Genomic DNA, 13,701 nt, shown 5'->3' with positions numbered 1-13,701 from the left:
CGTCGGCATCTGCGCTCAGGTCGTCGACATCCGCCGTGAGCGACGATGCCGAGGCTTCGGGGCACTCGGGCTGGTCGGGGGCTGGCGCGGCGCTCGGAAGTGGCGCGTCCTCGGGGTGCTCGCCCACCGTCGTATCCGAGACCGCGGTATCAGCGATGTCTCTCACCCGTAGTCCTCCTCGATAGTCACGGTGTCCGTCGGCTCGCCGTCCTGAGCGTCGTCGCCGATCCAGCTGACCGACAGCTGGCCGAGCGGGTCCGGCTGGTCGAACTCGATCGTCTTGCCTCGGTACAGCTCGAGCAGCGCCAAGAAGCGCGCGACGATCTCGATCGGCACGTCACAGTCGACGACCAGTTCGCTGAAGGTCGTCCAGCCGCCCTTGCCGCGCAGTTTGAGCCGTTCGAGCACGAGCGCGGCCTGTTCGGCGACCGAGATGGCGTGCGCGTGCAGGTGGTCGAGGCCGACCTTGGGTACCGGGCGGGGCCGGAAGGCCGCCGCGGCGATCGCGGCGAACTCGTGCGCGTCTACTCCCAGCGTAACCTCGGGCAGCAGGTCGGCGAAGCGGTCCTCCAGGCCGACGGCGCGCGGGTAACGCCGCAGCGCGACCGCCTCCAGTTCGCCGAGCAGCTCTGCCACCTGCTTGAACGCCCGGTACTGCAGCAGCCGTGCGAACAGCAGGTCGCGCGCCTCCAGCAGTTCGAGGTCCTCGGCGTCGGTCATCTCCCCCGATGGCAGCAACCGCGCCGCCTTGAGGTCGAGCAAGGTGGCGGCGACGACCAGGAATTCGGTGGTCTGGTCGAGAATCTTGTCCGCCCGCAGGGTATTCGCCGCGCCATCGGGGTAGGTGCCGTCGGACAGCGCGGCCGTCAACGCCTTGGTGTAGGCGATGAACTCGTCGGTCACCTGGTGCAACGCCACCTCGGTGACGTCGAGCTTGCGCGAACTGATCAGCGTCAGCAGCAGGTCGAACGGCCCTTGGAAGTTGCTCAGGCGCAGATGGAATCCGGACTTCTCTTCCTTCGGCGCTGGGTTTTCGGTCGCTGGCGCGGGATCTCCGGTCGCTGGCGCGGGATCTCCGGTCGCTGCCGCGAGGTCTTCAGGCGCTGGCGCGGTATCGCCACCCGCCGCGGTGTCGTCTTCAGACGCCGCCGCTTCCTCCGACGCACCATCGCTCGAAGTCAACCTGTCGGCCTGTTCGTCGGGATCGTCCGGGCCTGCGTCGGCCCGCTCGAGGAGATCACCCGGTGCGGAGCCGCCGATGGCAGACCCCGGGCCGGATGGATGGGTGGTTGCGGGTGGCGCGGGGTCGTTACTGCCGATCACCGGCCGGACCGGTGGATGACTTCCCGCGCCATCGCCCGATATGCTTCGGCCCCACCGGATTTCGGCGCCCACGTGGTGATCGGCTCGCCGGCCACGCTGGCGTCCGGGAACCGGACGGTCCGCGAGATCGCCGCGTCGTAGACCAGGTCGCCGAATACCTCGACGACCCGTGCCATCACCTGGCGCGAATGCAGTAGTCGCGCGTCGAACATGGTGACCACTATCCCGTACAGGCTCAACCGTGGGTTCAGCCGGTCGCGCACCTTCTCCACGGTGTCGTTGAGCAGCGCGAGCCCGCGCAGCGAGAAGTACTCGCATTCCATCGGAATGATCACACCGTCCGAGCACGCCAGCGCATTGACGGTGAGTAAACCGAGCGAGGGCTGGCAGTCGATGATGATGTAGTCGTACCGGTCGCGGATGGGCTCGAGCGCCCTGCCGAGCGACTGTTCCCGGCCGACCTCGTTGACCAACTGGATCTCCGCCGCCGACAGATCGATATTGCTCGGCAGCAGATCCATGTTCTCGACACGGGTCGGCATCAGCACGTCGTCGATCGAGCCCTTGGAGCCGACGAGCAGGTTGTGCACGGTCAGGTCGAGATCATGGTGTGCCACACCCAATCCCGCCGACAGCGCGCCCTGCGGGTCCAGGTCGACCAGCAGCACCTTGCGCCCGTATTCGGCCAGTGCGGCACCGAGGTTGATGGTGGAGGTCGTCTTGCCGACGCCGCCCTTCTGGTTGCACATGGCGACGATGAGGGCGTCGCCGTGCCGGTCGAGCGGCGGCGGATCCGGTACCAGGCGCAGTGGGCGCCCGGTCGGTCCGAGTGCTGCGTCCTCGGGGACGGGTTCGGCCCCGGTGCCCCACAGGGTTTCGGCCGCGGCCTCCGAGTACGGACCCGAGCGCGCACCCGTAAGCGGCTCCGCCCCAGCACCCATCGGCGGCTCTGCCGCTCCGGCTGATGTCACGATCCGCTGCTCCTTATACGTTCCTGCCCGTTGCCTCGCCGAGCGTAGCGAGGCGGATCAGGCCCGACCCTCGCTTTCGTACGGTCCGACTCTCGTTAGACGCTACCGCTTGCGAGCGTGCAAGTGCCGCGACGCGCGCGGCGTGTTCGCGGCACCACACCGGGCCGCGAACAGCAAAACGCTACCTCGTATCCGTCAGCGCCACTCCGGGTCACCATCGAAACGCACGTCGAAGCGGTCGTGCAACTCATCCATGCTGACCCATTCCGCCTCGCCGCGGGCGATCGCCCGAGTTGCCAGAAGTACTCGAACCGGACGATACCCGGTGTCAGCACGGCTAAAAAACTCCGACAATCCGCTTCAGCGGGCGCGGGGATGGGCGGTGGCCCAGACTTCACGCAGCGTGCTCACGGTGACCAGCGTGTAGATCTGCGTGGTCGTCACCGACGCGTGGCCCAGGAGTTCTTGGACCACACGCACATCCGCGCCACCGTCCAGCAGATGCGTGGCGAACGAGTGGCGCAGCGTGTGCGGCGAGACGGCAGCGCCGATACCGGCGCGTTCGGCGGCGGTCTGCAGCACCTGCCAGGCGCTCTGCCGGGACAGCCGCCCGCCGCGGGCGTTCAGAAACAGCGCTCCGGCGTTGCCTTTTCCGCTCGCGGCGAGCAGCGGCCGCCCGCGCACCAGGTACGCGTCGACCGCGGCCAGCGCGGGCCTGCCGATCGGCACCATGCGCTGTTTGCCGCCCTTGCCGTGCAGCACCACGGCGCGTTCTTCGGTGTCCAGATCGTCGACGTCCAAGCCGACCATCTCGGAAATCCGTGCGCCCGTGGAATACAGCAGTTCCAGCAGCGCGCGGTCGCGCAGGCCACGCGGCCCGCCATCGGTGCCCGGCGCGGCTTCGGGATGGTCGGCCGAGCCACCGCCCGCGGCTTCCAGCAACTTCAGCACCTTGTCGTAGGGCAGCGCCTTGGGCAGCCTGCGGCCCGGTGCGGGCGGTTTCACCGCGTGCGCGACGTCGGTGGTGGTCATGCCCTCGGCCGCGGCGAAGCGGTGCAGCCCGCGCACCGCGATGAGCGCGCGGGCCACCGAACTCGCGGCCAGCGGCGGATGTTCGGTGCCACCTGTCCGCAACGCCATGGTGAACTCGGCGACGTCGGCCTCGGCCACCTGATCGAGCGCGGTGATGCCACGCCCGGTCAGGAAGTCCAGATACCGGCCGAGATCACGCCGGTACGCGCCGAGGGTGTTGCGCGCGACGCCGCGCTCGACCGCGAGATGGTCGAGGTAGGCGTCCAATTGCCGGGCGAGCACCCCGCCGCCCGTCAGCCCGTGGACTTCTCGGCCGCCTGGCGGCGCAGAAAAGAGGTGGACATACCGGGCCACGGCGCATCGGCGGGCCGTAGCTCGGCATTGCCCGCACGGGCCGCGGCGAGCGCGAGGACACCGGCGACGGCGGTCGCGTTGACGATCTCCCCCGCGAGTGCCGCGCGCACGGCCTGCTCGACCGGCATCCGCACGATCTCGAGGTCGGCCTCCTCGAATTCCGGCTCCGGCTGGTCGGTTTCGTACAGTCCGCTGGCGCAGTACACCCGCAACGCCTCGTCGGTGAACCCCGGCGAAAGTGCCACATCCACCAGCACGGCCCAGTCCCTGGCGGCCAGCCCGGTCTCCTCGGCGAGCTCGCGCCGCGCGGCGACGAGCGGATCCTCGCCGGGTAGATCGAGCAGACCGGCGGGCAGCTCGAGCAGCCGCCTGCCGATCGGGTGCCGGTACTGGTTGATCAGCACCACGTTGTCGTCGTCATCGATCGCGGCGACGGCAACGGCGCCGTGATGCTCGATCACTTCCCGTTCGACGACCTGCCCGCCTGGCATCCGCACCTGGTCCAGCCGCAACGCGAGGATCGCGCCGCTGTAGACGGTCTTGCTGGATACCGTCTCGAAATCGTGGCTGCCCGGTTCGGCAGTGCCACTGTCCTGCGTCATCGCCTCAGGCCTGGTCCGCCGCGGCGGCGAACTCCTCGTCCGGGATGTCCACCGGAAGTCGCTCGGCCAGCTTGTATTTCAGCGCCGCCGCGACGAGCGCCGCGAACAGCGGGTGCGGGCGGGTCGGGCGGCTCTTCAGCTCGGGGTGCGCCTGAGTGGCGACGAAGAACGGGTGCACGTCGGCGGGCAGTTCGACGAACTCCACCAGGTGCCCGTCCGGCGAGGTGCCGCTGAACTGCAGCCCGCTCTCGGCGATCTTGTCGCGGTAGGCGTTGTTCACCTCGTAGCGGTGCCGGTGCCGTTCGGAAACCTGCTCGCTGCCATAGGCCTTGGCGACCACCGAACCCTTCGCCAGGGTGGCCGGGTAGGCGCCCAGCCGCATGGTGCCGCCGAGATCGGCCTCACCGGCGACGGCCTGCTCCTGATCGGCCATCGTCGAGATGACGGGATGCGGTGTGTCCGGCTCGAATTCGGCCGAGTTGGCCTCGACCAGACCCACCGACCGCGCCGCCTCGATGACCACGCACTGCAAACCGAGGCACAGTCCCAGCAGCGGAATGCCGCGCGCGCGGGCGTAGCTGATGGCGCCGACCTTGCCCTCGATGCCGCGGATGCCGAAGCCGCCGGGGATCAGCACCGCGTCCACGTCACGCAGCGCGGCTTGCGCACCCGCCGGGGTCTCGCATTCGTCCGAGGGCACCCAGCGAATCTGGACCTTGGCGCGCGAGGCGAAACCGCCCGCGCGCAGCGCCTCGGTGACCGACAGATAGGCGTCCGGCAGGTCGACGTACTTGCCGACGAGCGCGACCTCGACCGTCTCGCGCGGCGAGTGCACCCGGTCGAGCAGATCGCCCCACACGGTCCAGTCCACGTCACGGAACGGCAGCCCGAGCTTGCGCACCACGTAGGCGTCGAGGCCCTCGCGATGCAGCACCCGCGGGATGTCGTAGATCGACGGCGCGTCCGGGGTGGAGATGCAGGCATCCACGTCGACGTCGCACATGAGCGCGATCTTGCTCTTGAGCGCCTGCGGCACCTCACGGTCGCAGCGCAGGATCAGCGCGTCGGGCTGGATGCCGATATTGCGCAGCGCCGCCACCGAGTGCTGGGTCGGCTTGGTCTTGAGCTCGCCGGAGGGAGCGAGGTAGGGCACCAGCGAGACGTGCAGGAAGAAGACGTTGTCCCGGCCGACGTCGTGGCGGATCTGGCGGGCCGCCTCGAGGAACGGCTGCGACTCGATGTCGCCGACGGTGCCGCCGATCTCGGTGATGACCACATCCGGGGTCTGTCCGTGCGAGTCCGGCGCGCTCATCGCGACCACCCGGCTCTTGATCTCGTCGGTGATGTGCGGGATCACCTGCACCGTGTCGCCGAGGTATTCGCCGCGGCGCTCCTTGGCGATGACCGTCGAATAGATTTGCCCGGTAGTCACATTCGCGTCCCGGGTCAGGTCCCTGTCCAGGAACCGCTCGTAGTGGCCGACGTCCAGATCGGTCTCGGCGCCGTCCTCCGTCACGAAGACCTCTCCGTGCTGGAAAGGATTCATGGTGCCGGGATCGACGTTCAAGTACGGGTCGAGTTTCTGCATCGTGACGCGCAGTCCACGCGCCGTCAGCAGCTGACCGAGGCTGGAGGCGGTAAGACCTTTACCCAATGAGGAGGCGACTCCACCGCTGACGAAGATGTGCTTCGTGGCCGTTCGCGCCTGATTCCGTGTATGACCCACGGGTCTTCACGGTAACACGGATCAGCCGTCAGGAACTAACGCCACGCACGTTTGCTGTTAGTTGGCCGCGTGGCCGCGGCGTGTTCGCGGCCCCTGGAAGTCTCGCGTCCGAGCGGACGAGACTTGCGACTTCGTCGCGTGCGCTTCGTCCACTCGGACGCGAGACGGGCCGCGAACGGCGCTCGCAGAACTCGCGCGTGGTGGCCGGTAGTGCTTGTCAGCGTGGCATGGCGGCGAGGGTCAGCGAGGTCGCCTTGGCGCCGGTGCCATAGCGGCCCGTGCCGCCGTTCAGCTGCTCGCCCAGCGCGAGCACGGTGGTGACGCGGCCGATTTCCCGATCGAGGTTGTCGACGGTGCTGACCGCGGTGGCCAGGGCACCGTCGGAGCGGACGACGGCGAGCGGCCCCGGATTCTCGGCCGCACCTGAGCGGCCGGCCAGCACGACGCCCGCGCCGCGCCCGCGCAGGGCGCCGGCGAAGCGGGCGATGTTCGCCCCCTGACTGTTCTCCGCGGACTTGGCGCCGTTGCCGGTGATCACGACCGCCGACTGGGCCGGGTGCACCGGGGTGTCGCCGTAGGCGAGGAAGCCGCCGCCGCGCATGGTCTCCAGGACCAGGCCCAGTTCCTGCGGGGTGCCGCGGATTTGCCCGTTGCCCGGATCGAGCAGCATGACGAGCCCGAGCAGGTCACCGGCCATGCTGCCCTGATCGACTGCGCCGGTGCGCAATTGGGCGCCCGCGGGGATGACGTTGGTGACCGTGGTGCGCATCCGGTCGCCCTCGGTGGCATCGACGAACGCGTCGGTGAGCGCGATCCGTCCGGTGATCGTGGCGCCCGCGGTTTCCAGCGACTTGGTCACGCCTTCGATGTCGGCGGGGTCGGCGTCGGGGGTGGTGAATACCGCGACGCTGCGGTCGGCCAGGGTGCCGCCGAGGATGCGTCCAGCGTTTCCGGCGATGAAGCGGTCGGCGGAGTTCAGTTGATCGGTGAGGCGCCGGTTCTGCTCCGACACCGTGTCGACCTGCTGGCGCAGGTCGGTCTTGTCCGCACGTAAACCCGATAGCAGATCCGCCGCCAGCGTCTGTGAGCCGAGCACCACGCCGATGGCGAGGGCCAGAAAGATCGCCACAATCGAGATGGCGTGCTGGCGTAGCGAAATCATCGTTCTCCCTTGGTCATTTAGGGCCGGCGCCGACTAAGCCCTGCGCCCACAGCGCGAATCGGTTCCAGGTGTCGGCGGCCCACGTCATGGCATCGGTGCCGCTGTTCGAGGCGAGCAGCACCACGATCACCGCGATCAACGCGGCCAGCACCACCAGCGCGATGCCGATGCCGGACACCCGATTTCGGTACAGCGTGGCGACCGCTTTGGCGTCCATCAGCTTGGTGCCGAGCTTGAGCCGGGTCAGGAAGGTGGCCGGGTTGCTCTCCCGGCGGCTGCGATCGAAGAAATCGTCGAGCGTGGCGGCGGCGCCCGCGGTGACGATCAGCGACGCGCCGTGGTGGTGGGCCAGCAGCAGCGCCAGGTCGGCGGGCGAGCCGGTGGACGGGAAGGTGGTCGCCCCGATGCCGAGGTCCTGGATGCGTTCCAGGCCCTTGGCGTGGCCGTCGGTGTCGGCGGGCAGGATCACCTCGGCGCCGCATTTCAGGGTGCCGCTGGTGATCTCGTCGGGATCGCCGACGATGAGGTCGGGGCGGTAGCCTTGCTTCATCAGCGTGTCCGCGCCGCGGCCAACGCCGACCATGATCGGCACGTACTCCTTGATGAACGGCTTGAGCCGCTTCAGATCGTCGGCGTGGTCCGGGCCGTCGGCCACGACGACCACATGCCGGTGCTTCATCGACAGTTCCAGCTCGGGCACCCCGATGCCGTCGATGAGCAGCGCGCTCTCGGTGCGGATGAACTCGATCGTGTTGCCCGCGAACGCTTCCAGATGATCGGCCAGTCCGTTGCGCGCCTCGATCATTCGCTCGGCGATATCGGAGTCGGTCAGCTCGATGCCCTTGACCAGGACCTCGGGCTCCTTCTTGATCACCTTGTCGGCATAGACGACGCCCTCGTCGATGCGGACCTTGACGCCGTCCTTGATCTTGCTGAACGCGTCCGAGCTCACCGTGTCCAGCAGCAGGATGCCGTTCGCCACCAGCACTTCCGGGCCCAGATTTGGGTAGCGGCCGGAAATCGACGGCGAGGTGTTGATCACCGCGACCACGCCCGCCTCGACCAGTCGGTCCGCGGTGAGCCGGTCCAGGTCCATCTCGTCGAGCACGACGACATCCCCCGGTCCCACACGTTTCAGCAGGCGCCGGGTGTTGCGATCGACCCGGGCTATCCCGGTGCGGCCGGGCAGCGTTTCGGTGTTCCTCGACAACAACGCCAGCATCTTCATGGCCCCGATGCTGCACGCAAACCCTCAACCGTTGGTGGAGGCGCGCCGTATCACCTACCACATTCGTCACTGTGACCACAACGACACGACTTGCGACACGCTGGACAACATTGTTGAACCTTCGAGCAATCGACGCCGAGCCGCCAAACGTGGCGGGCGTCACATCATGACCACTTATTCGCGCGTCTAACGAGCGAGACCGCTACCGTTTCGTTACCGTCTATCGAACTATCGACATTTCAGCGGGACGCAAACGGAGAACAACAGCGTGATGTGCTTCGAGGCAACTGTATACACCGGGCCAGTGTGCCGAAAAGCCGACATATCGCCTGTTGATTCACGTTCAGGGCATTCCGGACACCTTCCGGCTTTGCGGTGGGCACCTCGATGAGCACACACCCCTTGCGCGGCGACGCACTGCGATTCATGCCCGATCGCCACAATTCAGACAAATCTCAGCAAAGTTACGGCTACTCAACAAGTGCCGGGCCGTGGCCGCTGACCGATAGTCCGGCTCCACGCAAACGCCGCGGGGGCAAGCATCGGATGCCCCCACCACCGACCGCACTGAAGGGCCGCGCCGCCATCGTCGCGGTCGCCGCGGGCGCCTTCGTTGCCGCCGGGCAGACCCTCGCCTCCAGCAGTGGCCATCCGCCGTCCCCCACGGTCGAACCCATGGCGCTCGACCAGCGACAGGCGGTGGACACCGCGCCGACCACGGTCGAACCAGGGCTACTCCCCGAGAAACCGGCCGACCTCGGGCAATTCAGCGACATGCTGCACAACGGCAGCAAGGTCGCCGACGAACTGTCCGCGGCAGCCGCGTCGAAGCTGCGCCCGCTGTTCGTCAAGTTCACCTCCGGCACCTTCACCTCCGGCTACGGGATGCGCTGGGGCGCATTACATGCCGGCGTGGACGTGGCCGCGCCCATCGGCACCCCGATCGTCGCCGTCGAGGACGGCACCGTCATCAGCGCGGGCCCGGCCAGCGGATTCGGCATGTGGGTGCGCTTGCTCGGCGACGACGGCACGATCACCGTGTACGGCCACATCAACACCGCGCTGGTCTCCATCGGGCAGCACGTCACCGCGGGCGACGAGATCGCCACCGTCGGCAACCGCGGCGAAACCACCGGACCGCACTGCCACTTCGAGGTCTGGCTCAACGGCACCGACCGCATCGACCCGCTGCCCTGGCTGGCCACCCGCGGCATCGCCCTCGGCCCCGAACGCGACTGAGACGCAACTTCCCATGCCTCGATCGAACTGTCTGTGACGCCCATAACACACGGGCACAGTGCACACAGGTGATACCTATATGCTGCCGGTCACAGGTAACTCGAAGAGGAGACCCCATGGCCAGCACCACTGTCGACGCCGTCATCGCCGCCCCGCGCGAGGTCGTCTATCGGCTCTTCGCCGATCGCGAGAGCATCAGCCCGTACCTGCCGATCCAGGTCAAGCTGACGAAGCCGGGACTGACCGAGCGGGAAGGGGTCGGCGCACAGCATCTGCTCGGGGTGGGTCCGGTCGGCGTCACCGAGGAGATCACCAAGCTGGTGCCGGGTGAGCGGATGGAATACAAGATCGTCAAAGGCGCGCCGGTGAAGCGGCACGTCGGCGTCGTCACCTTCACCGATGCCGACAACGGCACGCTGGTCTCCTACACGATGGAGTCCGAGCCGAGTCTGCCCGTGCCCGGCAAGGTGCTGGAGTTCGGCTTGAAGAACCTGATCACCCAGTTCATCAAGGCCGCGCAGCAGGCCGTGCGTTAAACGGTCGCTCCGGATTTCTCGGCACGCGCGGTGTCCAGCAGTTCCTCCGCGTGCGCCCGGCCGGTCTCGGTGTCGTCGAGACCGGCCAGCATGCGAGCCAGTTCGATGACCCGCTCGTCCTTGGTCAGCGCGCGGACGCCGCTGTTGACCTTGCCCTTGCCGTCATCGGACTTGTCGACCACCAGGTGGGTGTCGGCGAAGGCCGCGACCTGCGGCAGGTGGGTCACGACGATCACTTGGTGGGTGCGCGCGAGCCGGGCCAGCCTGCGGCCGATCTCCACCGCGGCGCGCCCGCCGACGCCGGCGTCGACCTCGTCGAACACCATGGTCGCGCCGTGATCGGAGCTGGCGAGCACTACCTCCAGGGCAAGCATCACCCTGGAGAGTTCACCGCCGGACGCGCTCTTGCTCAACGGAAGTGACTGCGCCCCCGAGTGCGCGGACAACCGGAATTCCACCTCGTCGATGCCGGATGACCCGGCGTGCACATCTTTTCCGTCGATATTCAGCGGCGCCGAGTCCTGCGGTCCCGCGGGCATCGGCCGCACCTCGACCTCGAGCCTGGCCTTACCCATGGCCAAACCCCCCAATTCGGCACTCACCGCCGAGGCGAGCTTGCCCGCCGCCTTCTTGCGCGCGGCACTCAGTTTGCGCGCCGCCTCCCGCACCCGCTCGGCCGCGATGTCGACCTCGGCCGCCAAGGCCGCCAATGTTTCCTCCGAGACATCGAGCGAGCCGAGCCGGTTGCGCGCATCGTCGGCCCAGGCGATCACGCCGTCGATGTCCGGCGCGTACTTGCGGGTCAGCGACTTGAGCTCGGCCTGCCGGGTGAGCAGCGAGTCCAGCGCGCCGGGATCCGACGGCAGATCCGAAAGGTAGCCACTGAGTTCGGTGGTCAGGTCCACCACCACCGCGATGGCCTCACCGAGCCGGGGCCCGAGGGCGGTCAGCGCGGGATCGTCGGCCGAGTCGATGCGGGCACGGGCGGTACCGAGCAATTCCAGTGCGCCGGAACCTTCTTCGGGCGAATCGACGGGACCGGCGAGCGCGTCGTGCGCGGTCGCCGCGGCCTCGCGCAACGAGTCGAGGTCGCTGAGCCTGCGGACCTCGTCCACGATCCGCACGTCCTCGCCGGGTTCCGGTGCGATGGCGTCGATTTCGGACAGCGAATGCTGCAGCCGGTCCGCCTCCTGCGCCAATTCCCTGCTGCGCGCGGTCCGTTCGAGCAGTTCGGTGCGGGCGTCCAGCCAGGATCGGCGCTGCACACCGTATTTGCGCAGCAGCGGGCCGACCGTGTCGGCGGCGAACTGGTCCAGCGCGGACAATTGCTGATCAGGGCGCTGCAATCGCAGCTGATCGTTCTGGCCGTGCACCGTCAGCAGCGGCGCGGTGAAATCGGCGAGCACCGAGGCAGGCACGCCGCGCCCACCAAGATGCGCGCGGGACCGCCCGTCGCTGCCGACCGTGCGGATCGCGATGATGCTGCCGTCGTCATCCTGTTCGGCCGCAGCCGCTTCCAGCACCTGCGCCACGTCCGCGCGGGCCGCCGCGTTCACGTCGTCGACGGTGAACCGGCCCTCCACCACCGCGCGTGCGGCGCCGAGCCGGACCCGACCCGCATCGGCCCGCGCACCGCTCAGCAGGTGCAGGCTGGTGACCACCATGGTCTTGCCAGCGCCGGTCTCACCGGTAAGAACAGTGAGACCTTCATGGAATTGCGCGGTAGCCGTGGAAATGACGCCAAGGCCGTCAATCCTGATCTCTGTCAGCATTTGTGCCCTCCGTTCCCCGTCGGCCCCGCCAGCCTGTCACGGGCAATTGGAACTTGCGCACCATCCGGTCCGCGAACGGCGCGGAATCCAACCGCACCCAACGCACCGGTTGGGCGCCGCGAACCGCTTCCAGCCTGCCGCCGCGCGGTAGCTCTAGGGTGCGCCTGCCATCCAGGAAAACTATCGCATCATGGCCGGTCGCCACGCATTCCACGGCGATCCTTGACTCCGGACTGGTCACCAGCGGTCGCGCGAACAGGGCATGGGCATTGCTCGGAATCACCAGCAGCGCTTCGAGTTCCGGCCACACCACCGGACCGCCCGCGGAGAACGCGTAGGCGGTCGAACCGGTGGGGGTGGAGATCAGGATGCCGTCGCAGCCGAACGCCGACACCGGCCGCCCGTCCACCTCCAGCACCAACTCCAGTACGCCCATCCGCGAGGCATTTTCGATGCTCGCCTCGTTGAGCGCCCAGCCGGTCTGCACCACCTCGTCCTCCACCCGGACGGTGACGTCGATGGTCATCCGGTGCTCGATGCGGTAGTCGCCCCGAACCACGTGCGCCAGTGCCTCGTCCAGATGCTCCGCCTCGGCCTCGGTCAGGAAACCGATGCGGCCCAGGTTGATTCCCAGCACCGGCACCCCGGCTTGGCGGGCCAGTTCGGCGGCGCGCAGGAAGGTGCCGTCGCCACCGAGGACAAGCACCATCTCGCAGCCGAGAGCCGCGTCCGGTGCGTGTTCGACGACCCGCACCGGATAGCCGCCCGGCTCGGTCTCGAATCGGGTGCTGTCCGCCTCGTCGGCGAGCACCCGCAGGCAGATGCCCGCGTCCGCGAAGATCTTCGCCACCCGGTGGGCGGTCTCGATGATCTCCGCCCGGCCCGGATGCGAGACCAGCAAGATCTCCCGGCCACCGGACCTCGTCGGGGCGTTCACTGTGGACCCTCCTCAACCGCACGCTCGACGAGAGTCGCGACTCGCTCACCGTCGTCTTCCGGCTGCCCGTCCTTGCGCAGCCACACGAAGTATTCGACATTGCCCGACGGACCGGGCAACGGGCTCGCCACGACGGCCTCGGTCCGCAGGCCGAGCGCCGCGGCCGCGGTAGCGACATCGCGGACCGCCTCGGCGCGCAGCGCCGGGTCACGCACCACGCCGCCGGAACCCACGCGTTCCTTACCGACCTCGAACTGGGGTTTCACCATCGGCAGCAGGTCACCACCCGGCGCGGTGCACGCGGCCAGCGCGGGCAGCACCAGGCCGAGCGAGATGAACGACAGGTCACCGACCACCAATTCGACTGTGCCGCCGATCGTTTCCGTGGTGAGGTTGCGCACATTGGTGCGATCGACAACGCGCACCCGGTCGTCGTTCTGCAGCCGCCAGATCAGCTGGCCGTAGCCGACATCGACCGCGATCACCTCACGGGCGTCGCGCGAGAGCAGCACGTCGGTGAAGCCGCCGGTCGACGCGCCCGCGTCGAGGCAGCGTTTGCCCGCGATGGTGAGCCCGGCGGGTTCGAAGGCCGCCAGTGCGCCGAGCAGCTTGTGCGCGCCGCGCGAGGCCCAGGACACCTCGTCGGGTTGGTCGCGCACCAGCAGCGGCGTGCCGGCCTCGACCGCGGTCGCCGGTTTCACCGCGACCGTTCCAGCTATCAGGACGCGACCGGCGCCGATCAGCTCGACCGCGTGTTCCCGCGATCTCGCCAATCCGCGGCGAACCAGTTCGGCGTCCACGCGCGCGCGTCTGGCCACC

General features: G+C 68.4%; 11 protein-coding genes and 1 pseudogene. 2 read left to right on the top strand and 10 right to left on the bottom strand.

Annotated features, from left to right (window positions below; translation table 11 throughout):
• Positions 1 to 162: 162 nt before the first annotated feature.
• The 7 genes from KV110_RS13195 to steA all read right to left on the bottom strand — a co-directional run bounded on the left by KV110_RS13195 (position 163) and on the right by steA (position 8,398).
• Positions 163 to 996 (bottom strand): segregation and condensation protein A, encoded by an 834-nt coding sequence (locus KV110_RS13195; protein ID WP_218478432.1) that lies wholly within the window; start codon positions 994 to 996, stop codon positions 163 to 165.
• A gap of 323 nt (positions 997 to 1,319) precedes the next feature.
• Complete coding sequence (locus tag KV110_RS13190) at positions 1,320 to 2,294, bottom strand: ParA family protein (RefSeq protein ID WP_425518165.1); 975 nt, start codon at positions 2,292 to 2,294, stop codon at positions 1,320 to 1,322.
• A 360-nt stretch (positions 2,295 to 2,654) separates the two neighbouring features.
• Positions 2,655 to 3,608, bottom strand: coding sequence for a site-specific tyrosine recombinase XerD (gene xerD / locus KV110_RS13185; protein WP_218478428.1), 954 nt, complete (start codon positions 3,606 to 3,608; stop codon positions 2,655 to 2,657).
• Positions 3,609 to 3,619: 11 nt separating this feature from the next.
• Positions 3,620 to 4,282, bottom strand: a complete 663-nt coding sequence (locus tag KV110_RS13180) for an NUDIX domain-containing protein (protein WP_218476283.1) — start codon at positions 4,280 to 4,282, stop codon at positions 3,620 to 3,622.
• 4 nt (positions 4,283 to 4,286) lie between these two features.
• The gene (gene pyrG, locus KV110_RS13175) at positions 4,287 to 6,008 is read right to left on the bottom strand and encodes a CTP synthase (RefSeq protein ID WP_218476281.1); all 1,722 of its coding nucleotides are present in this window, start codon (positions 6,006 to 6,008) and stop codon (positions 4,287 to 4,289) included.
• 217 nt (positions 6,009 to 6,225) lie between these two features.
• Positions 6,226 to 7,170 carry a copper transporter gene (locus KV110_RS13170; protein ID WP_218476279.1) on the bottom strand — a complete coding sequence of 315 codons (945 nt, stop codon included), beginning with the start codon at positions 7,168 to 7,170 and terminating at the stop codon, positions 6,226 to 6,228.
• A gap of 13 nt (positions 7,171 to 7,183) precedes the next feature.
• Entirely contained in the window at positions 7,184 to 8,398 is a 1,215-nt protein-coding gene (gene steA, locus KV110_RS13165) for a putative cytokinetic ring protein SteA (protein ID WP_218476277.1), read from the bottom strand.
• A 513-nt stretch (positions 8,399 to 8,911) separates the two neighbouring features.
• On the opposite strand from steA, the pseudogene KV110_RS13160 reads away from it, so the two are divergent.
• Positions 8,912 to 9,637 (top strand): annotated as a pseudogene (locus KV110_RS13160) (M23 family metallopeptidase); the annotation flags it as partial.
• Between the two features lie 116 nt (positions 9,638 to 9,753).
• The gene (locus KV110_RS13155) at positions 9,754 to 10,173 is read left to right on the top strand and encodes an SRPBCC family protein (RefSeq protein ID WP_218476273.1); all 420 of its coding nucleotides are present in this window, start codon (positions 9,754 to 9,756) and stop codon (positions 10,171 to 10,173) included.
• Here the strand turns inward: KV110_RS13155 and recN are convergent.
• From recN to KV110_RS13140, 3 genes are read right to left on the bottom strand one after another with little or no spacing between them, the layout of a single operon-like run.
• A complete protein-coding gene (gene recN, locus KV110_RS13150) occupies positions 10,170 to 11,945 on the bottom strand; it encodes a DNA repair protein RecN (RefSeq protein ID WP_218476272.1) in 1,776 nt (591 codons plus the stop codon). The genes KV110_RS13155 and recN overlap by 4 nt on opposite strands.
• Positions 11,923 to 12,882 (bottom strand): NAD kinase, encoded by a 960-nt coding sequence (locus tag KV110_RS13145; RefSeq protein ID WP_218476271.1) that lies wholly within the window; start codon positions 12,880 to 12,882, stop codon positions 11,923 to 11,925. The genes recN and KV110_RS13145 overlap by 23 nt, the downstream gene beginning before the upstream one ends.
• Positions 12,879 to 13,700, bottom strand: coding sequence for a TlyA family RNA methyltransferase (locus tag KV110_RS13140; protein ID WP_218476269.1), 822 nt, complete (start codon positions 13,698 to 13,700; stop codon positions 12,879 to 12,881). The genes KV110_RS13145 and KV110_RS13140 overlap by 4 nt, the downstream gene beginning before the upstream one ends.
• Between the last annotated feature and the right edge of the window lies 1 nt (position 13,701).

The sequence above is a fragment of the Nocardia iowensis genome, assembly GCF_019222765.1.
GTDB classification, from domain to species: domain Bacteria; phylum Actinomycetota; class Actinomycetes; order Mycobacteriales; family Mycobacteriaceae; genus Nocardia; species Nocardia iowensis.
The sequence above is the reverse complement of the archived record's forward strand: the minus strand, read 5'-3'. Positions and strand labels throughout refer to the sequence as shown.

Bases quoted from the DNA above. Each gene is read 5' to 3' on its own strand.
- KV110_RS13170 (WP_218476279.1), bottom strand. From the start codon at position 7,170: ATGATTTCGCTACGCCAGCACGCCATCTCGATTGTGGCGATCTTTCTG.
- KV110_RS13155 (WP_218476273.1), top strand. From the start codon at position 9,754: ATGGCCAGCACCACTGTCGACGCCGTCATCGCCGCCCCGCGCGAGGTC.
- KV110_RS13180 (WP_218476283.1), bottom strand. From the start codon at position 4,282: ATGACGCAGGACAGTGGCACTGCCGAACCGGGCAGCCACGATTTCGAG.
- steA (WP_218476277.1), bottom strand. From the start codon at position 8,398: ATGAAGATGCTGGCGTTGTTGTCGAGGAACACCGAAACGCTGCCCGGC.
- recN (WP_218476272.1), bottom strand. From the start codon at position 11,945: ATGCTGACAGAGATCAGGATTGACGGCCTTGGCGTCATTTCCACGGCT.